The sequence below is a fragment of the Streptomyces sp. NPDC059668 genome (assembly GCF_042734135.1).
Lineage (GTDB): Bacteria > Actinomycetota > Actinomycetes > Streptomycetales > Streptomycetaceae > Streptomyces.
In genome coordinates this window covers 77,947-103,499 of record NZ_JBHWEL010000010.1, presented here as the reverse complement: position 1 = coordinate 103,499, position 25,553 = coordinate 77,947, and the positions used below count along the sequence as shown (strand labels likewise).

22 protein-coding genes, 1 tRNA gene and 3 pseudogenes are annotated in these 25,553 nt (G+C 70.9%); 11 read left to right on the top strand and 15 right to left on the bottom strand.

The window, feature by feature from the left end; all coding sequences use genetic code 11:
- The first annotated feature begins 302 nt into the window (after positions 1–302).
- Positions 303–2,153 (top strand): IclR family transcriptional regulator C-terminal domain-containing protein, encoded by a 1,851-nt coding sequence (locus ACFV2J_RS10780; protein WP_385082273.1) that lies wholly within the window; start codon positions 303–305, stop codon positions 2,151–2,153.
- Between the two features lie 226 nt (positions 2,154–2,379).
- On the opposite strand, the gene ACFV2J_RS10775 is transcribed toward ACFV2J_RS10780, so the two are convergent.
- Positions 2,380–3,978 carry an MFS transporter gene (locus ACFV2J_RS10775; RefSeq protein WP_385082294.1) on the bottom strand — a complete coding sequence of 533 codons (1,599 nt, stop codon included), beginning with the start codon at positions 3,976–3,978 and terminating at the stop codon, positions 2,380–2,382.
- A gap of 186 nt (positions 3,979–4,164) precedes the next feature.
- On the opposite strand from ACFV2J_RS10775, the gene ACFV2J_RS10770 reads away from it, so the two are divergent.
- Together ACFV2J_RS10770 and ACFV2J_RS10765 are read left to right on the top strand one after the other, a co-directional pair.
- Positions 4,165–5,019: a TetR/AcrR family transcriptional regulator gene (locus tag ACFV2J_RS10770; RefSeq protein WP_385082271.1), complete on the top strand. Its 855-nt coding sequence runs from the start codon at positions 4,165–4,167 to the stop codon at positions 5,017–5,019.
- Between the two features lie 69 nt (positions 5,020–5,088).
- Positions 5,089–5,161, top strand: a tRNA-Arg gene (locus tag ACFV2J_RS10765).
- Positions 5,162–5,543: 382 nt separating this feature from the next.
- Here the strand turns inward: ACFV2J_RS10765 and ACFV2J_RS10760 are convergent.
- The 4 genes and pseudogenes from ACFV2J_RS10760 to ACFV2J_RS10745 all read right to left on the bottom strand — a co-directional run bounded on the left by ACFV2J_RS10760 (position 5,544) and on the right by ACFV2J_RS10745 (position 7,613).
- Positions 5,544–6,050, bottom strand: a complete 507-nt coding sequence (locus ACFV2J_RS10760) for a hypothetical protein (protein ID WP_385082270.1) — start codon at positions 6,048–6,050, stop codon at positions 5,544–5,546.
- 159 nt (positions 6,051–6,209) lie between these two features.
- A pseudogene (locus ACFV2J_RS10755) lies at positions 6,210–6,326 on the bottom strand (DNA-binding protein); the annotation flags it as partial.
- Positions 6,319–7,365, bottom strand: a pseudogene (locus ACFV2J_RS10750) (replication initiator); the annotation flags it as partial. The pseudogenes ACFV2J_RS10755 and ACFV2J_RS10750, both read right to left, overlap by 8 nt.
- A gap of 47 nt (positions 7,366–7,412) precedes the next feature.
- Complete coding sequence (locus ACFV2J_RS10745) at positions 7,413–7,613, bottom strand: hypothetical protein (protein WP_385082269.1); 201 nt, start codon at positions 7,611–7,613, stop codon at positions 7,413–7,415.
- Between the two features lie 618 nt (positions 7,614–8,231).
- On the opposite strand from ACFV2J_RS10745, the gene ACFV2J_RS10740 reads away from it, so the two are divergent.
- Positions 8,232–8,636, top strand: coding sequence for a hypothetical protein (locus ACFV2J_RS10740; protein WP_385082267.1), 405 nt, complete (start codon positions 8,232–8,234; stop codon positions 8,634–8,636).
- Between the two features lie 641 nt (positions 8,637–9,277).
- Here the strand turns inward: ACFV2J_RS10740 and ACFV2J_RS10735 are convergent.
- The 4 genes and pseudogenes from ACFV2J_RS10735 to ACFV2J_RS10720 form a co-directional block, all read right to left on the bottom strand.
- Positions 9,278–9,355 (bottom strand): annotated as a pseudogene (locus ACFV2J_RS10735) (integrase); the annotation flags it as partial.
- 168 nt (positions 9,356–9,523) lie between these two features.
- A complete protein-coding gene (locus tag ACFV2J_RS10730) occupies positions 9,524–10,786 on the bottom strand; it encodes a hypothetical protein (protein WP_385082266.1) in 1,263 nt (420 codons plus the stop codon).
- Between the two features lie 465 nt (positions 10,787–11,251).
- Positions 11,252–12,538: a M48 family metallopeptidase gene (locus ACFV2J_RS10725; RefSeq protein WP_385082265.1), complete on the bottom strand. Its 1,287-nt coding sequence runs from the start codon at positions 12,536–12,538 to the stop codon at positions 11,252–11,254.
- A gap of 176 nt (positions 12,539–12,714) precedes the next feature.
- Positions 12,715–13,161, bottom strand: a complete 447-nt coding sequence (locus tag ACFV2J_RS10720) for a VOC family protein (protein WP_385082264.1) — start codon at positions 13,159–13,161, stop codon at positions 12,715–12,717.
- 267 nt (positions 13,162–13,428) lie between these two features.
- Between ACFV2J_RS10720 and ACFV2J_RS10715 the strand changes: the two genes are divergently transcribed.
- The 4 genes from ACFV2J_RS10715 (at position 13,429) to ACFV2J_RS10700 (ending at position 16,108) form a co-directional block, all read left to right on the top strand.
- Positions 13,429–13,980, top strand: coding sequence for an RNA polymerase sigma factor (locus ACFV2J_RS10715; protein ID WP_385082292.1), 552 nt, complete (start codon positions 13,429–13,431; stop codon positions 13,978–13,980).
- The gene (locus ACFV2J_RS10710) at positions 13,973–14,935 is read left to right on the top strand and encodes a CU044_5270 family protein (RefSeq protein WP_385082263.1); all 963 of its coding nucleotides are present in this window, start codon (positions 13,973–13,975) and stop codon (positions 14,933–14,935) included. Before ACFV2J_RS10715 ends, ACFV2J_RS10710 begins: the two co-directional genes overlap by 8 nt.
- A 299-nt stretch (positions 14,936–15,234) precedes the next feature.
- Positions 15,235–15,486: a hypothetical protein gene (locus ACFV2J_RS10705; RefSeq protein ID WP_385438174.1), complete on the top strand. Its 252-nt coding sequence runs from the start codon at positions 15,235–15,237 to the stop codon at positions 15,484–15,486.
- 274 nt (positions 15,487–15,760) lie between these two features.
- Positions 15,761–16,108 carry a hypothetical protein gene (locus ACFV2J_RS10700; protein ID WP_385082261.1) on the top strand — a complete coding sequence of 116 codons (348 nt, stop codon included), beginning with the start codon at positions 15,761–15,763 and terminating at the stop codon, positions 16,106–16,108.
- A gap of 105 nt (positions 16,109–16,213) precedes the next feature.
- Here the strand turns inward: ACFV2J_RS10700 and ACFV2J_RS10695 are convergent, their stop codons facing one another.
- The 4 genes from ACFV2J_RS10695 to ACFV2J_RS10680 all read right to left on the bottom strand — a co-directional run bounded on the left by ACFV2J_RS10695 (position 16,214) and on the right by ACFV2J_RS10680 (position 20,635).
- The gene (locus tag ACFV2J_RS10695) at positions 16,214–18,535 is read right to left on the bottom strand and encodes a hypothetical protein (protein WP_385438171.1); all 2,322 of its coding nucleotides are present in this window, start codon (positions 18,533–18,535) and stop codon (positions 16,214–16,216) included.
- Between the two features lie 208 nt (positions 18,536–18,743).
- Positions 18,744–19,463 (bottom strand): hypothetical protein, encoded by a 720-nt coding sequence (locus ACFV2J_RS10690; RefSeq protein ID WP_385082258.1) that lies wholly within the window; start codon positions 19,461–19,463, stop codon positions 18,744–18,746.
- Positions 19,453–19,935 (bottom strand): DUF6114 domain-containing protein, encoded by a 483-nt coding sequence (locus ACFV2J_RS10685; RefSeq protein ID WP_385082257.1) that lies wholly within the window; start codon positions 19,933–19,935, stop codon positions 19,453–19,455. Before ACFV2J_RS10685 ends, ACFV2J_RS10690 begins: the two co-directional genes overlap by 11 nt.
- Positions 19,936–20,011: 76 nt before the next feature.
- On the bottom strand, positions 20,012–20,635 hold the full coding sequence (locus tag ACFV2J_RS10680; RefSeq protein ID WP_385082255.1) for a DUF6230 family protein: 624 nt from the start codon (positions 20,633–20,635) through the stop codon (positions 20,012–20,014).
- A gap of 289 nt (positions 20,636–20,924) precedes the next feature.
- Between ACFV2J_RS10680 and ACFV2J_RS10675 the strand changes: the two genes are divergently transcribed.
- Positions 20,925–21,467: a GNAT family N-acetyltransferase gene (locus tag ACFV2J_RS10675; protein WP_385082254.1), complete on the top strand. Its 543-nt coding sequence runs from the start codon at positions 20,925–20,927 to the stop codon at positions 21,465–21,467.
- A gap of 111 nt (positions 21,468–21,578) precedes the next feature.
- Here ACFV2J_RS10675 and ACFV2J_RS10670 read toward each other — a convergent pair whose 3' ends face one another.
- Both ACFV2J_RS10670 and ACFV2J_RS10665 read right to left on the bottom strand, forming a co-directional pair.
- On the bottom strand, positions 21,579–22,316 hold the full coding sequence (locus ACFV2J_RS10670) for a rhomboid family intramembrane serine protease (protein ID WP_385082253.1): 738 nt from the start codon (positions 22,314–22,316) through the stop codon (positions 21,579–21,581).
- A gap of 82 nt (positions 22,317–22,398) precedes the next feature.
- The gene (locus ACFV2J_RS10665) at positions 22,399–23,640 is read right to left on the bottom strand and encodes an MFS transporter (protein ID WP_385082251.1); all 1,242 of its coding nucleotides are present in this window, start codon (positions 23,638–23,640) and stop codon (positions 22,399–22,401) included.
- A gap of 306 nt (positions 23,641–23,946) precedes the next feature.
- On the opposite strand from ACFV2J_RS10665, the gene ACFV2J_RS10660 reads away from it, so the two are divergent.
- Both ACFV2J_RS10660 and ACFV2J_RS10655 read left to right on the top strand, forming a co-directional pair.
- A complete protein-coding gene (locus ACFV2J_RS10660) occupies positions 23,947–24,912 on the top strand; it encodes a transcriptional regulator (protein ID WP_385082249.1) in 966 nt (321 codons plus the stop codon).
- A gap of 37 nt (positions 24,913–24,949) precedes the next feature.
- Entirely contained in the window at positions 24,950–25,447 is a 498-nt protein-coding gene (locus ACFV2J_RS10655) for a glutathione peroxidase (protein ID WP_385082248.1), read from the top strand.
- The last annotated feature ends 106 nt before the right edge of the window (positions 25,448–25,553 follow it).

Sequence of the window (25,553 nt, the reverse complement as noted above, 5' to 3'; positions counted from 1 at the left end):
CCCGCCACCGGCCTCCCGCCGGCCACCGGCGCGGACGCCGCCGACCTGCTGAGTCGACCGGTTAAGCACTACCGTGTGTCTTCCGGGCGTCCGCCCGAGGAGAGCCCGAAGATCTCTGCCCAAGGAGAGCCCCGGGAGGCTCTTCCCGGACCCTTCCACAGACCCTTCCGGACCCCTCCAGCCCCCGCCGGACTCCTACCCATCCCGTCCGCATCCCGTCCGACCCACGTCCGCCCCACCCTCTTCCGGATCCCGTCCGACCCATTCGGACCCCCTCCATCGAGAGCCGCAACGGAGAGCACATGCCATCGAACGTCGGGGCGGCCCCGGGCGACGGGAGCCGGGCGCGGAGTGCGGGGGCCGGACGGGCGGGAGGAGAGAGCGGGACCGGGGGCGCCGTTCCCGTCGAGGCCGTCACCCCGCTGATCCGCGGCATCGCGGTGCTGCGGCGGCTGACCGAGGCCGACGGGGTGTCCAGCCTCAGCGGCCTGGAGCGGTCCACCGGGCTCGCGCGGTCCACCGTCGACCGCATCACGGCGACCCTGGCCCACCTGGGGTACGTACGTCTCGACGGCCGGGACGCCGTACTGGCCCCCCGCGTGATGGAACTCGGCAACGCCTACCTGGCCGCCCTGCGCCTGCCCCGCCTCCTCGACGCGCACGCCGACGCCCTCGCCGACGAGCTCGACGAGTCGGTGTCCCTCGCGGTCGGCGACCAGGACGGCATCCGCTTCATCCACCAGGCGACCCGGCGCCGCGCCATGTCGCTGAGTTTCCGCATCGGTGACCTGCTGCCCGCCGAACGCACCGCGCCGGGACCGCTGTTCGCCACCGAGTGGGGCGAGCGGGAATGGGCGCGGTGGCGGGAACGCCGTGCCGCGGACCCCGAGGACCGCGGCTTTCCGGCCGTCCCGGCACGCAGCCGGCCGATCGAGGCCGCGGCCGAGGACGACTCCGAGCGACGGGACGCCCCCGGCGCGCCGTACGCCGACCGGTCCCCCACTCCGGTCCCACCGGTCGCCGGTCGGCCACCCTCCACGGAAGCCCGCCCGCTCCCTGCCCTCGGCGACGACTTCGAGCGGCGTACGGCCGCGGCACGGGAGGACGGCTGGGCACTGGACGACCAGCTGATCGAACCGGGCCTGGTCGCCATCGCCATGCCCGTACGGGACGCGGGCCGGATCGCCTGTGTGGTGAGCGTGGTGAGCCACACCAGCCGGCACACCGCCGCCGGTCTGCGCGACACCCTGCTGCCACGACTGCGGGCGGCCGTGACCGCGATGGAGCGGGAGCTGAGCCGGGCCCGGCCGGCCACGTCCGCCGCACCCGCCACGCCCGCCGCCCCTGCCGGCCTCGCCGTCTGGACCGGCGCGTCCAAGCAGGAACTGGGCCGGGAGTTCGTCGAGTCGCTGGCCCGCGGTCTGACGGTCGTCACCGCCTTCGGCGAGGGCCGCTCCGAACTGACCCTCACCGGCGTCGCCCAGGCCACCGGGCTGGCGCGCGCGACCGCCCGCCGCGCGCTGATCACCCTGGAACACCTCGGATACGTCACCGCGCACGCCCACGTCTTCCGGCTGACCCCCCGCGTGCTGGGCCTCGGTTTCCCGCCGCTCTCCCGTACCTCGCTCGCCGAGATCGCGACCCCGTACCTCACCGGGCTCTCGCAGCGCCTGGGCGAGTCGGTGTCCCTGGCGGTGCTGACCGGCGACGAGATCCGGTACACGGCCCGCATCACCACCAGCCGCATCATGAGCGTCCACATCACCGTCGGCACCCGCCTGCCCGCGTACGCGACCTCGCTGGGCCGGGTGCTGCTGGCGGACCTGCCCGAGCCGCCGCTCACCGAGCTGCGCCCCCTGACCCCGCGCACGATCACGGACCCCGGCCGGCTGAGGGCGGCCCTGGACCGCGTACGGGACGAGGGGTACGCCTTCGTCGACGAGGAGTTGGAGCAGGGGCTGCGCTCCATCGCCGTCCCGGTCCGCGACCGAGGCGGGCGGGTGGTGGCCGCCGTCAATGTCGCGATGCACAGCAGCCGTCGTACGTCCGCGCAGTGTGTCGACGAGGTACTGCCCGAGCTGCTGGCCACGGCGGGGAGCATCGAGGCGGATCTGCGGGTCGCGGGGCGGTTCCGGCGGGTTCCGCGTGCGTGAGGAACGGGCGTGGGGAACGGGTGGGCGAGGGTCTTCTCCGTGTACGGGGAACGGGTGGGCGGGGTGGCCCTCGCGCCGCGTGCGTCTGACGACGTGAAACGCCCGTGTCCGGCCACGGGGGGCCGGACACGGGGGTGACATGGGTGGGGTGGGCGGCGGGGGCCGCGTGAGATCGCCGGCGGTTCGCGTCGACGGTTCACGCTCCCGCGCCAGGGTCACGCTCCCGTCAGCGGTTCACGCCCGCGAGCGGGACCGCGTCCGCTGCCGAAGCGGCACTCTCCTTCGCGCACTCGCTCGCACTCGCCTCCGCACTCGCTTTCGCCTCCGCACTCTCCTTTGCCTCCGCCCGCGCGCCGCCGTCCGCGACCGCCTTGCCGCCCCGCATCAGGAAGACGGCGAGGACAGCCGCGATCACGACGCCCCCGGCACCGGCCAGGAAGCTCGCCGACATGGCGCTGGTGAAGGCGTCGTGGGCGGAGGCCGACAGGGAGGTGTCGCCGATGCGGGCCGCCACGGAGAGGGCGGCGCCGATGGAGCGGCGGGCGTCGGCCGGGGCGTCGGCGGGCATGTGGCCGGTGAAGGTGCTGGAGAGGACCGCGCCCAGGACGGCGACGCCGAGTGCGGCGCCGGCCTGCTGGACGGTGTCGTTGAGCGCGGAGCCCACCCCGGCGTGCTCGTCCGGGATCGCCCCCATCATGGCCGCCATCGCCGCGGGCATCGTCAGACCACCACCGGCTCCCATCAGACACATCGCACCGGCGAGCACGCCCCAGCCGCTCCGCGGGTCCAGCGTGGACAGCAGCCCGAACCCGGAGGCGATGACCAGCAGACCGAGGACCACCATGACCCGGTTGCCGGTCCTCGGCAGCAGCGCGGCACCGACGCTGTTGAAGGCGAGGGTGGCGAGGGCCAGCGGGGCGAAGGCGAGACCGGTCCGGGTGGCGGAGTAGCCGAGGACGAACTGCAGGTACTGGGTCAGCACCAGCATCAGACCGCCCTGGGAGAGAGTCAGCAGCACGAGGGAGAAGCTGGCTCCGGTGAAGACGCGGTTGCGGTACAGCGACACCGGGATCATCGGTGAGGAGCAGCGGGTCTCCCAGAAGCCGAACCCGGCCAGACCGAGCACGGCCGCGGCGAGCGAGAACTGTGTGCCCGGGTGGCTCAGGCCGCCCTGGGGGAACTCGATGATCGTCCAGATCAGCGCGGTCATGCCGACCATCGACAGCACCATGCCGACGGGGTCGGCCCTGCGCCACGGTCCCTTGGACTCGGGCATCAGGACGAGGGCGGCGAGAATCGCGAGCGCGGTGATCGGGATGTTGACGAGGAAGACGACCCCCCACCAGAAGTGCGCGAGCAGCGCGCCGCCGAGCACCGGACCGCCGACCAGACCGACCATGGCGACCGCGCTCCAGGCGGCGATCGCCTTGGGCCGCTCCGCGTCGTCGAAGACGGTGACCAGGATCGACAGGGTGCTGGGCATCACCAGCGCGCCGCCGACACCCATCAGGACCCGGCCCAGGATCAGCGCCCCGGGCGTCGCGGCCTCCATGGCCACCACCGAGGCCGCTCCGAAGAGCGCGAGCCCCACGACCATCACCCTGCGCCGCCCGAACCTGTCGGAGAGACTGCCCGCGGTCAGCAGCAGCCCGGCGAAGACCAGCATGTACGAGTCGAGGATCCACTGGAGGTCCTGGGTGCCGGCGTCCAGGTCCTCGGCGATCGTCGGGATCGCGACGGTGAGAGCCATGTTGTCGACGACCAGCACCAGGGTGCTGAGGCACAACACGATCAGGATGAGCCAGCGGCGCGGATGACGGTCCATCTCCATACCCCTCAAGGTCTCGGACATCGCGAACGGACTGAGCCGCACACACTGCACACGCTGTGCGCTCTGGGGAACACCGTACGAGTCTGCGTACACTGTGCGCAAGAGAGAACGGCGTACCGAATCGGGTAGGGTGTGCGCACCGCACGGACCGGGAGAACGGACCGGCAGAGAGGACGCCGCATGCCACGCCAGGAGCGGGCAGGCCAGCAGGCCGAGGCCCCGAAGTCGCCCCGGCCGCCTCGGTCCTCGCAGCCCCCAGAGGCCCCGCGGGCCCCGCAGCCGGTCCCGTCCGTCTGGACCCGCCCCCGGTCCGGCCGCGAACAGCCGGCGCTGAGCCGGGACCAGATCGTCGCCGAGGCACTGCGCCTGCTCGACTCCGACGGCATCGACGCCCTGAGCATGCGCAAGCTGGGCACCCGCCTCGGCGCCGGAGCCACCTCGCTCTACCGGCACGTCGCCAACAAGGACGAGCTCATCGAACTGGCCATCGACGAGATCTACGGAGAGATCGAAGTCCCCGAGTCACCCGGCTCCCCCGGAGCCTCCGACCCCTCGGACCCCTCCGTCTCCTCCGGCTCCGCGACCTGGCGCGCGGACGCCGTCCGCTGCGCGCAGAGCCTGCGCGGCACGATGCTGCGCCACCCCTGGATCGCCTCGGTACTGGGCGAGATGGGCATGTCCTACCTCGGCCCGAACGCCATGCGCCTGGCCGAGGGCATGCTCGCCCTCTTCACCCGCGCGGGCCTCCCCGCCACCGAGGCCGACCAGGCGGCGTCGACCCTCGTCGCGTACGTCACCGGCATGGCCACCAGCGAGGCCGCCTACCTGAACGTCCTCGCCCGCAGCGGCCAGACGGAACAGGACTGGGTCAACAACGTCTGGCCCACCGCCGAACAGGCCGCCGAGTCCTACCCCCACCTCCGCGACGGCTACGCCGAACAACGCGGCAAGGACCCCCGCACGTCCCGCGACACGAACTTCCAGTACGGCCTGGACCGCGTCCTGGACGGCCTGGAAACCCGAATCACCCACTGACCGGACGCCCCGACCCCCGCCCGCCCGCATCCGCTACGCTAGTCGCCGGACCTCCCAGAGATCCGTCCCGCCTTCGTAGCTCAGGGGATAGAGCACCGCTCTCCTAAAGCGGGTGTCGCAGGTTCGAATCCTGCCGGGGGCACACGATGAAGGGCCAGTTCAGAGGCTTGATCCTCCCGAACTGGCCCTTTCGTATGATCACGGCCGTGCCGCACACGTGCCACAACGGACTGTCCGGCCCATAACGTTTCCCCCGCTCACGCTCTGCGCCTAGCATCCGATGGTGGACGACATACAGGTTCCCGAAGCCCTGGTAGCTCTCCAGTCCGCTGCCTACGCCGCTCGCGTGTCGTTTGCTGACTACGTCCGAGCGAACGGCCCGGTCCGCGACTGGACCGACGAGACCCGGGTTGAGGCAGCCAGCCTTCAGCAGACGCTCGAATCGGCAGAGATCGCCCGCCGGCAAGCCTTTGAGGCGAGCGACTTGCTACGCCACCACACCAGGCGGTCACTGCGCCTTGCCCTCATGAAAGCGACTGCTCCTCCCGCCGGCGAAGTGAGGCCGGCTCGCCGAAGCGCAGCCCGGTGAACGCGGCCATGAGGACGAGAAGCCGGTACCGCGGAGCCATCGCATCGGCCACGGCGTACACCTCTGCCACGGAGAGGACGGGCCGTTCCGGCACGTCGTACCTGTCGGCGCCCTTGATCCGGCACGGGTTGCGGCGGATCAGCTCGTCATCAACAGCCGTGTTCAGGACCGCCCGCATGATCCGGTAGGCCTTGACCACGGTCGGCTCACCGGTCCGTGTCAGGTATGCCGTACGCCAGGCCCGAACCTGTCCCGTCGTGATCGAGGACAGCAGATGCTCACCGAAGGTGGGCAGCAGGTACAGCCGGATCACCGACTCATGCCGCTCACGCGAACGGGCAGCGAGCTTCCGATCCCCCAGCCAGGCGGTGGCGTACTCCCCAAAGCGAATCTTGCCCGCGCCCGGATCGGCCCCACTGTCCGCGGGTGACGTCCGCTTCAATGAGGGTCAGCGCGACTTCCGCATCGGTTCTGGTGGCGTACGTCTGCTCTGCGCTCCGGAGCTGACCCGTGTTCGGATCACGGTAACGGACCTGCCACCGAGTGGACTTGAGCTGTCGAACAGAGCCGAACCGGCGACGCCTTCTCTGGTGATTCGCCATCAGGCCACCCTCCGCAGCACGCCAGGCCGAACCGCTACCGGCTGGACTGTGTGCTCAGCGACGAAGGCGGTCAGCGCACTTTCAGGGATGCGGACATGCCGACCGACCTTGACGAACGGGGTAGGCGTCGTCCAGGTCCGAGCAGGCTTCGATCAGCCGTCGCGTGTGCGCGGGCAGGGGCAGCTTGTCGAGTTCCGAGATCTCCCCCATCCGGCGGTCCACCGTCTCGGTCGCCTCAGCCGCCTTCGTGGCGTACTTGGCGACGTAGGAGGCCACCGCCCCATCGGTCAGCTCGACCCCGGCGAGACTGCCGATCGGCTGCACGTCGACCTGTGTCCCCCCGCGCAGGGTGCGGGCCGGGAAGTCACCGCCCGCGGAGACGGGCACCGAGACTCGAGCGGCAGCCGCCTTGATGGCGCCGTCCAGGAGAGCGACCGTGGCCCACGCCGGCGGGGGGCTGTCGGGCCCGTCCGGACCATCCATGCGCACCACGGCGTGGAAGTGCACGGCGCCGCGCTTCTGGAACTCGGCGACCTTGCCGAAGGAGACCCGGCACACCTCCCGCATAGCCGTCTGAGTCAGGCCCGCGTGCGCGGCGACCTCACGGCGCAGGTAGATGGTGAACCGGCGCCACAGGTCCCCGGCATGGTTGTTCCACAGCACCGCGCCCGCGTAGTCGTAGCGCGCCGGGTCCAGGGCCGTGCCGAGCGCCGGATCGCCCTCCGCATGAGAGCTCCCACAGCGGCAGCAGCCGGAGGCGGGCCGGTTGTGGACGGGCCCGAACGATGGCGCGGTGAGGGTCGCGAACACGCCGGGGTGCTGGCGGATCCGGCCGGAGATGCCCATCCGGCTGTCACCGGTGATCCCGGCACGGATCAGGTGGTAAACATCCCCGGCATACGTCCAGGCGCAGGAGGGGCAGCGGGAGGCCCGCCCGTTGCCGCACGCGACCCGGAGCATGCCGCCCGGCTCGTGCTCAGTGCTGTAGGAGTACAGGACATGCCCGGTCGCGCGGTCGCGGGTCACGGTCTGCCCCTGGAGGCGGATCGGGTTGGCGCAGCCGCCGGTACGGCGGACCTGTTCCTGCCACCGATCGAAGCCCGGCGAGTTCGCCACCCGCAGCAGATCGGCGAGGGTCAAGGGATCGGTGCCCATGGAGGCCGCAGCACCAGCCACGGCCTCCGGAGGGACGGGGAAGTCCGTCACGCGGCCACCGCCAGCGGGGTCGGGGCGGGGCTGTAGCCGAAGGAGCGGTCGCGCGGGCAGATCAGGTCACCGTCGTGGGTGACGATGGACAGGCCGTCGATGTCGACGCGGACCCAGGCCGGGGCGTGGGTGCCGCAGGCGGGGCAGTGCGGCGACCGGGCGGGTGATGCGTCCTTGGGGCGAGCCTCGAAGATCAAGGCCCCAACGTCGTGCTTTACCGGGCAGATCCACAGACTGCCCGACGCGCCGGAAGCTTACGGGGCCATGATCACTCGCCCCAAAGCAACTCCTGGCCAAAGTCGTTCCGCCGACCTCATTATTCCGGGTGACTCGGACATGGGGCGAATGCCACGCTAAGCCTCATGGATGAGCTCGACCTATCGCACTATGCGTTAACTGGGAGACGGCTAGCATGGGGAGTTGTAGATAGGTGTAGAACCAGCGGTCAAATTGACATAGAGGGAATGACCGACGAAGCGTGAACGAGGAATGTTCCATCCCCGTCAGCCATCCACCCAGGCAAAGCAAATGCGGGCCCTGGCGTCCAGGTCGTTTGTGCAATGGCGCACCCTATATGGGTGCCATGGGCCACGCCCGCTCCACAGCGCCTGGGTCGATGGCAGACGGGTTGAGGGCAGGGGCGAGCGGTAGGAACAAAAGGCCAGGTGACGCTGAGGCTTTGAGAAACCGGAAGGATCGGCACATGCAGCCCAAAGCTTCTTCGGGCTGGCCGTGTTGGCTGATCGTCATCTAAGATCACCGACACTCAAGGCCGAGGCCTTGTGTTCTCTACCTCGCGAAAGGCGTGCCGCACGTTGAAAAAGATCAGCATTGCACTTGGTGCCGCAGTAGGCATCATCCTCATTGCGTCACCCGCCTACGCCGTTAGCTACCCCAGTTCCTGGCCTGGAGTCCTGTACACGGACGACTACGCGGGTCTTGGAGGTTTCCAGTCTGACGGTGATTACGTCGGGGTCAATGACCTTGATGCTGATGGCAAGAGCACCGTCACTCGATGGGAGACCGACTACGGCCGCTCCGGAGAGTGCAAGGACACCAACGGCGCGGACAACGGTTGGACTAGCTGCAACTACGACATGGACGAAAATCACTCCATGCGCTACAACGTCTGCCTGCGTAACTACTCCAATGACATCGGCTGGGAGAACTGTTCCGGCTGGAGTCCGTGGATCTCGATCGCCTCCGGCGGCGTGAGCTAGTCCAGGTCTCGGAGCATGCCTGCTGCGTCCCCGTTCTGACTGGGCGCAGCGGGGCGCCGAGGGGCGCGAAGGCCCCGAGCCCGCTCCACCCCGGCTCCGTGGCATGGCAGGCTGGCCAGGCTTTGTCGGCATCTTCCGAACCGGTGCTGTACAGCAGTGAAGTACGGCAATCCCCGCGTCTGTCGCTGACCACCACCAGCCTCAGGCGGCCAGCTGACGGGCTCGCTAGACCTCAACGGCCGACGCGCCCACAGTTCGCATCGAGCGGCGCGCGAGTGTCCAACTGCGTGACAACGCCGACGAACAGCGGCGAACGGCCGCGGACCATTGCAGCCGGTGAGAGGCACAGCAGCCCTACGCCAAACGCACACCTAGTTGCTTCAGGACGAAGAGCGGTCGTGCCACATCCGTGCCAGAACGAGCTGGGACTCACGGGGAATCGGGGTACACAGTGGTGCGTGCCGCCGGACCTGCTCAAGGCGGGGAACCCACAGGTCACACCGCAGGTCGCGCCACCTCGCTCCTCAAGCGGGTGTCGCAGGTTCGAATCCTGCCGGGGGCACCAGTTCAGAAGGGGACCACCTCCCAGTTTTGGGAGGTGGTCCCCTTCTGACATCCAGATCTGACATCAACGCCGACGGTCACTGACGACCGGGCCGCTTTCTGAGCAGCCGGTCCATGTGGCTCATGGCTTCGCGCTGAGTGTCCTGCACGACGTGCCTCCGGCCCGCTCCGCTCCGCCACGGCTGCGCCTCCGCGCGCCCACACATGGACAGGGCCGGAGGCCGTGAGTCGATCACCCGCATAGAGCAGGCCATGGTCAAGACAATGCCTCCGGCGGGCGGACGGGACGGGAGCTGGGGAAGGCGGTGGGTTAAGCCGGTTGGTCAGTTCACGCAGCCAGGCACCGGGACTGCGCTGCCGGCGCAGTTGGTGGGCTTGTTGTGCTTCACCTTGCTGTTGTTCAGGGCCACCGTGCCGGACTTGTTGTTGATTCCGCCGGGAGGGGCGCTGCTGGTGTTGCGCTCCACCTGGCTGCTGGTGAGCGTGGCGGTCCCACCGTTGTTGGTCAGACCACCGCCCTGGGCACCCGTGCCGGTGGAGGTGTTGTGTTCGATCTCAAGCCGCTTGGTGCTCAGCGTGCCCTCGTTGTAGACGCCACCGCCCTGGGCGTTGGTCCCCTGGGCCGAGTTGTGTCCGATCTTTCCGCCGTCGATCGTCACCGTGGCGGCCAGTCCCTGGTTCGAGATCCCCCCGCCCACGCCCGGCGCGTTCGCCGTTGTGGTGACCGTGTTGTGCTCCACCCGGGTGTGGTGCAGGTTCACCTTGCCGGTGTTGAGGTTGAAGATCCCTCCACCACCTCTGAAGCCACCGTTGCTGGCTGCGCTGTTCGAGAAGATCTCGGAATCATCGATCGTCGCCGGGCCGCTGTTGGCGAGTCCGCCACCCACGCCGCTCGTGGTGTTATTGCTGATCGTGGTGCCGTCGGCGATGGTGAGGTCGCCTCTGCTCGAGATGCCGGCGCCGAATGCTGCCGAGGTGTTGTAGACGACGGCACTGTGACGGATCCGCACGGTGGCAGAGGCGAGAATGAAGAAGCCGCCGCCGTCGAAGGCGGTGCCGTTCCGCACGACGCTACGGGTGAGGTCGATGGTCCCACCCGAATTGGCGAAGATGTTGCCGCCGTCGGTGGCGTTGCCGTTCGTCACAACGCTACGGGTGAGGCTGAGTGTCCCACCCGGATTGACGAAGATGTTGCCACCAGCGGTACCCGGGACGCTGCCGTTGCGTACGGTGAGATCGTTGAGTGCCAGGTTCCCGGGTCCGTCGATTTCGAAGATGCGGAACAGGGCTGCCGTCGTCGGGTCTCGTTGGATGGTGGCGTCGCGTCCCTTGATGGTGAGTTTCTTGGTGATCACGGGCAAAGCGTTGTTGGCGTTGTCCGGCGTGGTGTAGCTGTAGACGCATCTGTGGGCCAGCACCAGCGTGTCCCCGGAGTGGGCGCTGGTGATCGCGTTCTTCAGTGCGGTCGGGTTACAGGGCACGCTGGTCGTCGCAGCCTGGGCCGTCGCGGGAATGGCCACCAAACTCGTCACCATACCGGCCACAGCGATCGCGCCGCGCAGACGGGCGCCTCGAAACGCTGCCATGGGGCCTCCTACTTCTCGGGCGGTAGCCCCGGTCCAGAGCTACACGTCAATGACCTCTGCTATCGCTCACAGTGACGACAGGCCGGATGTCAGCCCCTGCACGGCACGCCGATATCCACCGAACAGACCACAAGCGCGGCGAGCGCGGCGAGCGCAGCGGCTGCCCCCGACATCACCGGTTGACATCAACGACGACGGACCGGAGCGCACGGGGGCGGCCACGACCCGGAAACCAATGCAGCCTCACGAGCGCGTTGCCTCTACGGCTCTACGGCTCTACGGAGCCGGCTTGGCGCGAGCCTCGCGGATCATGGCCCCAACCTCTCGCTTCACCAGGCAGGTCGGGACGAAGAGGTCGCCGGCCACGGCCGTGCCGTTTGCGGGGGTTGGCAGTTGTCGAAGAGGGCGGCCGGCAGTGATACGAACAAGAGGCGCCGCACGCGGCGGGGGGCGGCGTGCGGGGGCTCAGGCCTCGAGTCCGTCGCGCAGCACGCGCTTGGCCACCTCGGTTCGCGCCGCGGCAAGTTCCGTGGCGATCCGCTCGGTCCGGCGGATGTCCGGCACCACCGCGGCCGCGACGGGCTCCCCGACGAGCAGGCAGGCGCGCCGCAGATGGGTCGGCGGGTGAGTGGCGTCGACCTGGTGTCCGCGCCGTGCTCCCGCGCGCCGCTGCCGTTCGTATTCGTGCTCCGGGACGGACGCCGTGTACGCGGTGAGCACTCCCCACAGTTCGTCGGCCCGGGCCGTGGCCTCCCGGGCGGACCTCGCCCCACCGAGGGCGGCACGGTTGGCCTCGCTGCGCAGCAGGACGCCGAGCGACTCGGCGATCAGCAACCGGTCGATGAGGCCCACCGCCGCCTCCGTGGACGCGGTGCGGGCGGCCATCCGGTCGGCGAGGTACTCGGCCCGCATCCCGCCCCGCGACGTCAGCCGGACGAGCAGCGCCAGCACCCCCCGGACCAGCAGACGTGGCAGCACGTAGAGGGCATTGACGGCCATCTCGATGGCGGACGGGTGCGGAAGCGGCCGGAGGGTGTGGTGCCAGAGGGACAGGGTGCGCACCGCCGTGCCCACCACCAGGCCGTTGCGCGTGTCGCCGTTGGCGTAGTGGGCCAGCTCGTGGCCGAGCAGGGCGATCCGCTCCACCGGCGTGAGGACCTCCCACAGCGGCATGCCCAGCATCAGCAGCCGCCTGCCGCGCGCACCGTACGTCATGACGCCCGCGTTGATGCTCGCGTCCACGACGATCGCGTGCACGCTCCGGGTGCCGACCGCGCGCGCCACCTCGTCCACCAGGTCGAAGAGTTCGGGCGCGTCGGCCCGGAACAGCACGGGCCGGTCGTCGGGCAGGCGGCGAACCCTCGGGGCGAGCGCCCAGGCCAGCGCCAGAAGCAACAGGGCCGCCACCACGCCGGCGCCGCCCCAGCCCGCCACCACGCACCAGACACCGCCGACGGCAAGAGCGAGGGTGAAGCCGTGCACGGTCAGGGCGAGCGCGGTGGCCGTCACCGCCGAGACGTCGCGCCGCGGGCGCGATTCCCGCCCGCTCAGCATCTCGGCGAGAAGCTGTTCGCCATGGCGTCGGGCGAGAGCGCGTTCGGCTCGTTCCAGCCGTCCCGGGTCCGGCTCCTGCTCCTCAGGGTCCACGTTCCAGTCGCAGGCGGCGCACCAGACGGCGAACCGGCTGTCGCCGCGGATCTCCGTGCCGCATTCCGGACACGGCTGTGTCGTCTCTCTGGCGACGGCGGGCATCACGGTTTCCCCTCCTCCGCGACCCTCCCCGAGCCGCCCCCTGCTGGTACGGGCCGATCTGATCACACGGCGCGGACGCTGTGAAGGCGCGATCGCCCGGAGGGTGACCACGAGGTCTCCGGTGGCTGGTTCTTCCTGGTCGATGAACCCTCGCCGGAGACCTCGCTCCTTACCGATCAGGAGACGCCGTCGCTCAGCTCACTCGAAGCGCCCTGGTCGCGCTCGGGCCAGACGGGGCCCTGATCGGTCCAGACGACACCCTTGTTGCGGCAGAGGCAGAAGGGGTGGCCGATGGGGTCGACGTAGACGCGGAATCCGTAGCCGTCGGGGCCGGTGCAGTCCCGCTGCAGGGTCGCGCCGAGGGCCAGGACGCGGCGCTGTTCGGTCTCGAGGTCGTCGACTTCGAAGTCGAGGTGGAACTGCTTGGGGTGCTCGCTGTCGGGCCACTGCGGGGCGCGGTAGTCATCCACCTGGATGAAGGCCAGTTCGACCTCGCCGAACTGGATGCCGGCCCAGTTCTCGTCGCTGCCCTCCTTGACCGGGAGCCCCACCACTTCGGAGTAGAAGGCTGCCAGCTTCATCGTGTCCGGACAGTCGATGATGAAGTCGGTTAGTCGTAGCATCCCGTGATCTTTCCACAAGCCCTGGATCGACCTCACGGCACCCGGTCCGGCCGAGGACTGACCGGCCTTCAACCCGTCCGGCGGGTAGGGGATTTGAACCCACGGTCACCTCGCCCGTGAACCCGTAAGAGGGCTCCGGGTAATAACGGGTGAGCGCCTACTGGGACGCTCGGTGAGACTCCCCAGGAACGGAACCCTGTGATCGCCTCCATCGGGCACATTCCGAGAGCAGAGGCCGTCGACGACGCGGAACTGATCGCGCAGTCGATGGCCGACCCCGAGATATTCGCCGGGCTCTACGACCGGCACGCCGCCGGACTCCACAGGTACGTGGCGCGCCGCCTCGGCACCGGTGGCCTGGCCGACGACATCGTCGGCGAGACCTTCCTGATCGCCTTCCGGCAGCGCGGCGGTTACAACACCGACCAGCGCCAGGCCCGCCCGTGGCTCTACGGCATCGCCGCGAACCTCGTCGGCAAGCACCGCAGAACCGAGCTGCGCGCCTACCGCGCGCTGGCCAGAACCGGTATCGACCCCGTCACCGAGTCGCACGCCGACGCGGTCGACGGCCAGGTCACCGCCCAGAGCCTGCGCAGCCCGCTCGCCGCCGGTCTGCACCGGCTCAACGAAGGCGACCGGCACGTGCTGCTGCTCATCGCCTGGGCCGACTTCTCCTACCAGGAAGTCGCCGACGCGCTCGGCATCCCGCTGGGCACCGTCCGCTCCCGGCTCAACCGGGCCCGCAAGAAGATGCGCGGCGCCCTCGTCGGCATCGATCCCACCCCCACGTCCGAGTCGGAGGAAGACGGCCATGCATGACCTCGACGATCTGACCGCGCTGCGCGAACTGCGGGCGGAGGTGCCCGCTCCGACCGCGGCGCGGCTGGCCGGCGGTCGGTGGAAGCTGATCGCCGCGGCCGTGGAAGAGGGCCGCGGTGGTCCCGCCCGCGCCGGCCGCGGTCGGCGCCCCGCCCGTGTCGTGCGCCGGGCGGCGATCGGCGCGGTGACCGCGGCCGCGGTGACCGCGGGCGTGCTGCTCGCCTCCGGCGGAGCGGACGGCCACCCGGGCACGCGGACGAACACGGTCGGATTCGTGCTGGAGGCGGCGGCGAAGAACGCCGAGAGGAGTTCGGCCCAGCTGCCCGGACCGCGCCAGTGGGCCTACCTGGCAGAAGTGAGCTGCATGCCGCAGTGCTACACCAGCGAGAGATGGTGGCGGGGCGACGGCAAGCGCATGGCCTTCGGCGGGACGGACATACACGGCCACGCCAACCCGCTGATCACAAGGCCGGAGATCGGCCAGGCCTACTCACCGTTCATGATCTACAAGTCACTCTCCAAGCTGCCCGCCGAGCCACACGCTCTCTTCGAACAGCTCAGGACCGACCCGAGTCTCCGGTGGGCCCTGTACTTCGAGGGAGTACGGCCCGACGCCACGCCCACCCTCGGCGACGAGGCAGGTGCGATCTTCAGGCTCCTGCAAGCCGCTCCGGTCCTGCCGCCCAAGGTGAACGCCTCCCTGTTCCGAGCCCTGAAACTCGTTCCGGGCGTACGGTTCATCGCCGGGACGGAAGACGCGCTCCACCGGCGCGGACTGGGCGTCCAGATCACCAGCGGCACCCGATACCCCATACGGCGAACCCTGGTCCTGGACCCGAAGACCTACGCCTACCTGGGGTACAGGCAGCAGTGGCACGGGGCCAAGGACTTCACCCACGTTTTCGCCCGCAAGGCCTCCGGCGTGGTCGACCACGCGGGAGAAAGGCCGCGTTGAGCCGAGCCGAGCTGGACTGAGCCAAGCCGAGCTGGACGGAGCTGAGCCGACCCGTACAGGATCCGCCGGCCGACGGCCGTGGACGCCCCCGTACGGCAGCGACGCACGAGCAACCCCACCGGCCGGCGCCAATCGACGCACTGACGGAAGACGCGCGACGCGCTCCACCTTCCCCCTGGCCCTCGTCCCTTACACTTTCGCCGTTACACAACGTGAGGAACGATGTGAGAAGCGTGAATGAAGCGTTGCGTAGCCCGCGGCGCCCTTTTGTGCTCGGCGCGGTGCTGACGGTCGCGTTGGTGGCACAGTCGGCCGCACTCATCGCCCAGCAGATGCAGCTCGACGGACTGCAGACACAGCCCGTCGACCTCCAGAAGCATCTCGAGCCCGGCCCTCCCGGGCCGTCCGGCCCCTCCGGTCCTCCCGGCGCGGACGGCGCCCTCGGCCCGCCGGGCAAGGACGGGACGGACGGACAGGACGGGCGGGACGGGCGGGACGGACGGGACGGGAAGGACGGACGGGACGGCAAAGACGCTGTCGTCCCGCCGTAGCCGAGCGGTCCTCCGTCCAGCTCTCGAAGTACTCGACTCCCCTGGCGGGATGGGCTCGATCGCGGTGTGGACGGCGCCCCCGGCGAACCGCACCGGCGCGAGCGGGCCGGTCCGCCGGCCCGGCGCGTGACGGCCGGCGGGAGGGCGGTCGTCGAGGAGCGCGGCCGGCCCGGTCGCCGCGACAGCGGTCCGGTCCGGGTTCCGGCACTCGACATGGTCCCCCGAATCCGCGTACCCGCCCGACCTTCCAGCGTCACGCAGCGTGAGGGATAACGTGAGAAGCGTAAACGAGGCGTGGCACAGCCCGCGGCGCCGCCTTGTGCTCGGCGCGGTGCTGACCGTCGCGGTCGTCGCGCAGTCGGCCGTGCTCGTCGCCCATCAACAGGAGATCGACGAACTCCGGGCCCGGCGCATCGAACTCCAGGGGGACGGGATCGAGCAAGGCCCCCCGGGGCCGCCCGGCCCCTCGGGCCCCTCGGGTCCGGCCGGCCCCACCGGCCCCACCGGCAAGCCGGGGCGGTACGGGAAGGACGGCCACCACGGCAGGAGGGGTCATAACGGGAGGCGAGGGGAGAACGGCAAGAACGGGCAGGTCCTCACCGCGGAGCCCTCGCCGGAGTAGACCGGCCGTGCCCTGTGTTCGGCAGCCGCCCGACCTGCCCGGGCACCCCTCGGCCGGGACGGCGGAATCCTCCTCGGCGGCGGCCGGTCCACGAGGCCGACGACCTCACGACGGGCTGCCGGAGCGGACCGTGAGATAGGTCCACTGGCTCCACACGTCGGCGGTCTGTGCGTCCTTGGCCGGGGGCGTGTAGTGGCCGCGGATCCGGTAGTGGTCGTTGCTCGTGAAGAGCTTCAGGCTCCGGCTGTAGCCGTACCACCCGTCGGAGTACAGGGGCACGCAGGTCCCCGAGGTGACCTGGTGCCAGGCCCCCGAGGAGTAGTGCTCGACGTACACCGTCTCGCAGCCGCCGGACTGACGGGGAGTGACCTGGAGGTCGAAGCCCATGGTGGCTTCGGACTTGTAGAAGACCTGGTAGGTGGTGGATCCGACGCGGGTGGTGGTGAGCGGCCACTGCATCGCCGTCCGGACCGTCGGGGTGAGGGCCGCACCGGCGGTCACCGTACGCGGCGCGTAGCGGTCGTCACCCGCGAAAGCCGCGCTGAAGACGGTGTTGCGAGTGACCTTGTAGGTCGTCACGAGGTTCCCGTGCGCGTCGACCCTGCCGCTCTTGAGCTGCGTCCGCGGCTTGCCCGCGGGCTGGTCGTACAGCGTCACGACACGGGAGTCGTACGTGGTCCCCAGGTGAGCGGTGAGCTTGACGGTCGCGCCGGAGTGGTACGACTTCGCGTCGGTCGTCAGGCTCAGGCTCGGGATGGTCCGGGAGACCTGCACCTTCGCCGACGCCGTGACCGGGAGGTAGGACGTGCCTCCGTCGTAGCTGAAGGCGTACGTGTTCGTGCCCCCGGCCTGCGGGGTGTCGTGCAGGGCGAAGCTGCCGTCGGCGGCCACGGGCACGGTGCCCACCGGGTAACCCGAGGGGTGCGCCAGGTCGGTCTTCACGACGTGCACCGCGCCGGTGGTCACGTGCGCGTGCGGCCAGGTGAGCCGCCCGGTGACGGCCAGCGGCGCGGCCCGGCCCCCGGTGGACGGGGCGGTCAGCACCATGGTGGGCGCGTACTTCGCGACGGGGACGTCGAAGGTCTGGCCGGCCGGGCCGTAGTGACCGCTTCCGGAGTAGTCGACGCGGAAACTCAGTGGACCGGTGAGGGGAGCGGTGCCGGCGACGGAGTAGGACCCGAAGAAATCGGTCGGCACGCGCGCCGGGGTGATCGTCGGGTCGGGGACGGGCACGCCGTGCGGATCGGCGCTGTCATAGCGCGTGATCCGCACGGTGCCCGGAATCATGGTCTCTCCGGCACCGAGGCTGAGAGGTGAGGCGAAGCCCGCCCGGAAGGAGTAGGCCTCGCCGGGGGCGAGTGGTGTGGGGGTCGGCCGTCCGACGAGGCGGACCCAGGCGGTCTCCGGGTCACCGGTCGTCCGGAGCGTGGGTGCTCCCCCGGCGGCGTCCACGGCCACGGCGTAGAGCCGGCTCCCGTCCGGTGCCCAGGCGAGGCCGTGTGCGGCCAGGCGCCGTGGAGACCCGAAGTCGTACGCGGTGTAGTAGCCCTCGCCCGTTTCCGGGATCGCCTCGAACCCGTAGTCGCCGGCGCCGTCGGCCACGGTGCCGTCGGAGGCCACCGCGACAGCACCGGGCCCCACGGGCATGGCGAATCGCCCGTCCGCCGTCAGATCCGAGGTGCGGTAACGGTCGTTCGTGGGGTACGCCCGGGACGAGACCGCCAGGTGCAGGCCGTCCGCCGTGACCGCGAGGTCTCTCAGCTCGGGGACGGGCAGTTCCTTCGCGGCCTGCCGGGTCAGCGCACCGCCCCCGGCCCGGTACGTGACGAAGGCGGCGGTGTCGCCCGTCCGCGCGGCGGCCGCGAGTACGCCGGAGGGCGTCGGGGTCGTCGCCAGCATCGGCGGGGCCGTCCAACTGCCCGGATCCTGGCGCAGAGTGACCGTTCCGGACCCGTCGAGGGATCCGATCCCGCAGGCGCAGGTGCCGGCGCCCGTCGTGCCGTACGCGAACCAGAGTGTGCCCCCGGCGACGGCCAGCGAGTCCGGACGGGTGCCCGCGCCGGTGCCGTGCCGAGCGGACTCGGTCAGGCTCTCCGTACTGATCGTCGCGATCGCGTCCTGGTCCGGGAGAGCCGCGTACAGCGCGGATCCGTCGGCGGAGAGCGCGAGACCGGTGGCACCCGGTTCACCGCTGATCACCGTCGGGTCCCCGCCGTCGAGGTCGGTGACGAGAATGTCGTCGGTGCCCGCGCCCCCGCTGATGAACAGGTGTCCGTGCGGAGCGTCCACGACGATGTGCGCGAAGTGCGCGATCGGCAGCGGTACGTCAGACGCCGCGTGCGAGTCGACCGCGCCGGGACCGATGACGGTCGTCAGTCCCAGGAGCAGCGCCGCGGCGGTCGGCGGCGAGAAACGCGCCAGCTTCATGAAAGGCCCCCACATCACCTTCACGATCAAGGAGCGCAACCTAGCACGGAGTTGTCCGGGCTCCGACAGGGGGAACGGGCGGCGGCCGATGCGTGGGTCTCGCCTGCCGGACCTTCGTCAGGGACTCCGGCCGGGCCCCGCCCGAAGTCCCGTACCCGGCACTCCGGTCCGTGCCGCACGGGCCCGCGGCGCGGTGAGGGACTCGCCGTCACCCGGCCGCGGCGCCGAGGGCCTGTCCGGTGATCGACATGTCGCCGCTGAGCCGGGCGACCTGTGAGACGGTCACGTTCTCGAAGGTGATGGTGCGGGTGGGCGCGGCGGGGCGGGAGAGCCACGGGGGCAGCGCGTCGGGCGTGATGGTGACGTGCCGGTCCGCCGGGAGCGGGGCGCCGCCCAGTCCGACGAGCGTGCCGTACAGCTTCTGGGCGTACAGGGTCACCACGCCCCCGTCCCTGAGCGTGGACGTGGTCGCGGGCTCGGCCCGCAGCCGCGTCGCCGTGCGGCCGCGGCCCGCCGTCAGGTCGAGGTCGCGGAAGTCCAGCGACCGTGCGGTGAACTTCAGCAGCCGCCTGGTCCCGGTCGCCGTCCTGAGGACGACCACGCCGTGGAAGGAACTGCCGTGGAGCACCAGCCTGTCGGCGCGCAGCTCCCAGGGGACGTGCGCCGGACGGTGGTCCGGTATGCGCGCGGCCGGCGGGCCCGCACCCGCCGGCGGTTCGGGCGTGCGGACGCCGCCGGGGGCGAGCAGCGCCCTCGATGCCGCGGGCGTCGCGAGCGGGAGCGCCAGCGGCAGGGCGGCCACGGTCAGGGCGCAGGCGAGGGGCCGCAGCAGCCGGCCGGTCGAACGGCTCGTCGCCGCGTCGCCCGGACGGCAGGGAGCGGACTCCCGCCCGGCTGCCGCACAGCCGGTCGAGGTGTCACTCGCCACCCTGGTCCTCACCCACGGGCACGGGGGCAGGCACCTGGGGCGCCGCGGGCCGCGGCTCGGGGGTGCCCGTCGGGGGGATCCAGGCACAGGCCAGGGATCCGCCGATCAGGCCGGCGACCATCCCGATGAGGAGGCCCCCGAGATTGGCGACGGGAAAGGAGACGAGGGAGAGCAGAATGACCGTGATCCCCGCGAACACGCGCGTCTGCTGCTGGAACCAGAGGGAGAGGGCGAGGGCCACGAGCAGGACCCCGATGATCAGTGATCCGGCGCCGGCCGAGGTCGACAGGGCCAGGGGGATGGCGCCGAAGTTCAGGTGCGCGTACGGGAAGTAGATGATGGGCAGGCCTGCGGCGAGGGTGAAAAGCCCTGCCCAGAAGGGGCGTTCGCGTCGCCAGGCCCTGAATCCCCGTCGGGCGTCGTGGGCGACGACGCCCAAGTGCTGGCGTCCGCTGCTTTGTTGGAAGAACACGTGAGCTCTCCGTGATGTTCGGCGGGCGGGAGTACGCGGCGAGCGGGAGGAGAGGTGCGTATGTCGCGCCGACGGATCAGAAGCACTCGTGGTGGCCCTGCCTGAGTCGCACGCCGAGGTCCGGGACATTGAAGGTGGCGGCCGTGACCGCGACCGTGGTGAAGCGCACGTTCTTCAGGACGGCCGAGTCCGCCTGCTGGGCGAAGCCGTTTGGGTCGAAGAACCGGGAGTTCCGGTCCTCCCGGCTGATCGGGCCCTTGCTGACCGCTCCCGCCGCCACGCCGATGTCGAGGTCGTTGAAGTTGGCCTGCGTGCTCGTCACGGTCGTCGCGTCGAGGAACAGGTCCGACGCCTCGACCCGGCGGTGTTCGCCGCCGGTGACCCGCAGGGTGTACGGGCCCAGGACCGGGATCGGGACCACCACGGACTGGCACAGGCCGCTGATCTCCGCACGGCGGGCCCCGGTGACCACGACCGGCACGAGGGTGCCCTGCCTGGTCACGTCCACCGTGCCGTAGATGCTCAGGCCACGGGCGTCCAGGGTGTCCAGGGCCACCTGGAACTTCTGGCCGGAGATGAGGAACGACGCGGCCAGTGCTCCTTGGGCCATGCCCACGCCGAGGGCCGCGGCGGCCATGACACTCGGGACGAGAACACGGGCGAAGCGTTTCCAGGAGGTCCTGCCGGCACGGTGCAGCATCCCGTCTCCTCCGGTCATGACGTGGGCTCGCCGATGCCAGACAGGGGTAGGCGACGTCTCTCTCTAGTGGCGGATCCTAGGCTTCCCGGCACGGCAGCGGACGGCACGTCAGGTCGGCCGGACGGGTGAGTCGGTGTCCGTTGCGCCGTCCGGGTGACACGGGGTGCGGTGACGCCGCCGGCGTCCGCGGTCCGCCGCCCGTCGCCGCATGGAGGTGGCGGGTTTCCGGTGCGGAGACGGAGGACATATTGGTTTGCCGCCGGTCGGGCCGGTCCGATAGGAAGCTTTCATGTTGAAAGGCAGCAAGGTCGGGCTCAGGGCCCGGCACGACGACGACATACCGGTCCTGCAGGCCGAGCTCCACGACGACGTGGTCAATCACTCGCGGTCCGACACCCGGCCGTGGCGGCCGGTCACGCCCGGCTCGAAGGACTCACGGCTCATCGTGGACGGCACGGATGAACGGCACGTCCCGTTCTCCGTGGTGGAGCTGGCCGGCGGCACGCTGGTCGGTGATGCGGTGCTGTGGAACATCGACAGCCACAACCGGTCCGCGCACATCGGGCTGGGGCTGCTGCCGTCCTCCCGCGGCAAGGGCTACGGCACCGACGTGGTCGCGGTGCTGTGCCACTACGGCTTCGTCGTGCGCGGCCTGCAGCGGCTCCAGATCGAGACACTGTCGGACAACGCCGCGATGCTGCGCGCTGCCGAGCGCAACGGCTTCGTCCGCGAGGGCGTGCTGCGCTCCTCGGCCTGGGTGATGGGCGAGTTCCTGGACGAGGTACTGCTCGGACTGCTCGTCCAGGACTGGACTCCGGGCCCGAAGAGCTGAGGGGTGCCGTCCGGACCGGGCCGGCGGGCACCCCCTTCCACTCGCCCGCTACTCGTGCCGGAGAGCCGGTTCGGCGGGCCCCACGCCCGACGCCGGCGTGGCCAGGAGCCCTCAGAGGAGGCCGAGGTCGCCGAGTTCCTTGTGCAGGTCCGCGCGCGGGGTGTCGGCGCCCGTCGGTGCGGCGCGGCGGGCGCCGCCCCCGCTCGCGCCGCCGGAGCGGCCGGTCGGGAGGGACCGTGGGCGCCTGTCCCGGAAGAGCCAGGCCCCGAGCAGCCCGCCGATCAGACCGCCCAGGTGGCCGAGCCAGCTCACGCCCGGTGTCCCGGGTACGGCGACGGTGAGCAGGTAGGCGAAGGAGGCCGCCATGACGATGCCGATCAGCGTGTCGATCAGGTGGCGGTCGAAGATCCCGCGGACCACGACATAGCCGAAGTACCCGAAGATCAGCCCGCTGGCGCCCACCGTGTCGACGCCGCCCCCCTCGAAGAACCACACCGTGAGTCCGCTGGTCACCGCCACGAGCAGACTAAGCCCGAGGAAGCGGGCGACCCCTCGGTACGCCGCGAGGAAGCCGAACACGAACAGGGGGCCGGAGTTGCTCTCGATGTGTGCCCAACTCCAGTGCAGGAAGGGCGCGCTGAGGATGTCGGGCAAGGTCCCGAGGTCGCCGGAGACCACTCCGTAGTCCCGTGAGAGGGCGTAGTGGCCCGTCGAGTTGGCCAACTGCACCAGCCAGACGACCGCAAGGAACCCGAACATCACGAAGAACGCCTTGCGCGCCTCCGCGATCATCTGCTCGGGGTCGACCGGTCCGCTGCCCGCCCGCTCCTGATCCGGCTTGCCGCCCATGGCACGTTCCCCTCCCCGGCGGATCCCCATCCGCGTCACCATGAACTCTATGGAGTCCCGGCGGGACCGCCCAGAGGGAGGCTCACCCGCTCGTGGGCCGTGGGCTCTGGGCCGTGGGCTGTGACCTCGTGTCCGGAGGAGCACCCTTCCCTGTTCCCCGATCCGTCCTCGATCCCGACGCCGACAGCGTGACCGCCAGCGTCACGGCGATCGACGCCGTCGCCATGACCGTCATCGCCGTGCCGGGCGACGTCAGTTGGGCGACGGAACCCGCCAGGGCCGCGCTCGCGCCTTGCAGGGTCAGCATCCCGGAGGAGTGCAGCCCGAGGGCGTGGCCGGCGAGCTCGTCGGGTGTCAGCGCCATCAGCCGTTCCTGCTGGATCAGGCTGGAACCGAAGCCGACGGAGGCGAGGGCCGCGCAGGCCGCGGACACTGCGATGCCCGGGTGGAGGGCGAAGACGAGGTACGGCGTGGCCAGGAGCAGCAGGAACGGGATGCCCAGGCGCGCGCGGACGCGCGGTGCGAGGAGGCGGCCGGTGGTCACGTCGCCGACCAGCATGCCGAAGGCCGCGGAGGCGAAGAGCGCACCCGCGTGGCCGGGGGCGTACGGGACGAAGAGGGATTCGCAGCCGACGATCAGACCGTTGGGGATCCAGAGGAGCAGATAGACGGTGCGGCGGGGACCGTGCGACCACAGGAGGGCGTTCGTGCGCCAGGTCCGGGCGATCGACGGGCGGCCGGAGGCACGGGGCGCGCGGCGCGTGAGGCCGAGGCGGGTGCCGGCCGCCGCCGCCAGGTACAGCGCCGCCGCCGTCAGGAGCCCGACCCGGGGGGACACGACGGCCACCAGGACGCCACCCGCCGCGTACCCCGCGACCTGGGTGATCCCGTTCATCATGTTGAAGACGGAGCGGCCCAGCAGATAGCCGTCCCTGGGGAGGATCTCGTTCAGCAGGCCCCAGCGGACCCCGCCGCCCAGCGAGGCGACCAGGCCGAGCACGAAGAGGATGCCGAAGATCGCGGCCACCGGGAGGCCCGGCAGCGCGACCGCCGCCGTACCGAGGGCGAAGGCGAGTGCGATGCCGGTCGTCGTCGCGCGCGGCGGCAGCCGGTCGGCCGCGGACAGGAGCGTCGTCGCGCCCAGTACCTGGGCGAGGGACGGGCCGAACATGCTCAGGGCGGAGAGCAGGGGCGAGTCCGTCGCCCGGTAGACCAGGGTGCCCAGGGCCAGGCCGCCCACCGTCGAGGCCGCTCCCTGGAGCGCGGACGTCAGGAAGAGCGGGGTGAACTCCGGAGTGCGGAAGAGGTCGGAGTAGCTGCGCATGGGCGCAGTCTCGGGCGCGTACGAGGCGGTCGTTATTGTTTCGCGGAGTGGCGAAAGCATGAGGGTGGTGGGTGCCTCGCCGAGGGAGCCGCCGGGGGCCGGCCCACAGGGACGCCCGGGGACCAGCGGGAATGCCGGGACCACAGGGGTGCGGGAGCGGCCACCTGGGCAGGAACAGGCCCGGGGGGCCAGGTTTGGAGCGGCAACAGGCCCCGGAGAACAAGTTCGGAGCGCGAACGGGCCCGGGCAGGGACGGAACGGGACGCCGGGGCGGGCCTGGCCGGGCGGAAGGGACAGGGTGCGGACATGGGGTGGTGGCAGGTCAATGCCGACACCCTCGCCCGCAGCCGCTTCGTGCTCTCGCCGCTCGCCGAGACCTTCGCCAGTCTCAAGGTGCTTCAGTCGGGCACGGCCGCGCACCCGGGCGAGCGTGCCTGGCTCGACGCCCATCTGCCCGCGTACCGCCGTCGGCTGGCCGAGGACCCGGTCACGGCGCTGCTCATCCGCTCCGGGCTCGGCCGGGAGTGGATCGCGGACTTCCTGACGCCCACGCCCCGTGGCGAGGCCGGTTTCGAGGAGGAGGTCGCGCGGGTCAGGGAGGTGCCGGCCGCGGAGGCCCGGGCCCACCTCGCCGTGGCGCTGCGCGGGCCCCTCCCCGCCGCCCTGCACCGCGACGACCTGCCGGAGCGTGCCGCCGATCTCCTCACCGACGTCTGGGCCGAGACCGTACGCCCCTACTGGGCCCGGCGCCGGCGCGTCCTGGAGGCCGACGTCGTCGCCCGGAGCGCCCAGCTCAGCCAGGGCGGCTGGGCGACCGCCCTGGACGCGCTGCGGCCCGGAATGCGCTGGCTCGGCGACAACCGGCTTCAGGTCAACCATCACGAGTATCCGCCGCGCGAGATCTCGGGTGCCGAGCTGTACTTCGTACCGGTCACACCGCAGAGCCACGGCTGGGTGTCGTGGGAGGAGCCGCACCGGTACGCGGTGGTCTACCCGTGCGTCGGGGCGCTCGCCCACGCCGGGCCCGCGGACGTGCCGGAGAGCCTGGGCGCGCTGCTCGGTCCCGCCCGCGCCGGTGTCCTCGTCCTTCTCGGCTCCCCGCTGAGCACGACCCAGCTGGTGGCGCTGACCGGGCAGGGGCTGGGCTCGGTCGGCCGGCATCTGAAGGTGCTGCTCGACGCACGCCTGATCCAGCGGCGGCGGGCCGGGCGGTCCGTGCTGTATTCCCGTACGGCCGCCGGCGAGGTGCTCGTGAAGGCCCAGGGCGGCTGAGGCGGGGGGCCGAACCGGGCGGAGTTAGCATCCGTCCATGACTACTGACAACTCTGTGTTCGACGTCCGGATCGATTCTCTGCAGGGCGGCTCCGCGGATCTCGACCAGTACCGCGGCAAGACCGTGCTCATCGTGAACGTGGCCTCCAAGTGCGGGCTGACCCCGCAGTACGCGGGTCTTGAGCGGCTGCACGAGCGGTACGCCGCCCAGGGCTTCACCGTGCTCGGTGTGCCCTGCAACCAGTTCATGGGGCAGGAGCCCGGCACCTCCGAGGAGATCGCCGAGTTCTGCTCCGCGACCTACGGGGTGACCTTCCCGATGACCGAGAAGGTCGAGGTGAACGGGGACGCGCGGCACGAGCTGTACCAGCGGCTGGTGGACACCGCGGACGCCGAGGGTCACACCGGCGACATCCGCTGGAACTTCGAGAAGTTCCTGATCGGCCCGGGCGGGGACGTCGTGGCGCGGTTCTCGCCGCAGGTCGAGCCGGAGGCGGTGGAGGTCGTGGCGGCTGTGGAGAAGTCGCTCGCGTAGTGCGGGGACTCGGGTTTTGGGCGGGGGCCCCGTCCAAACGGTATTGTTGTTTGTTTTTGTGGCAGGGCCCAAGTGGGTCAGAAGCACACACGGTTGTGGGGTTTTC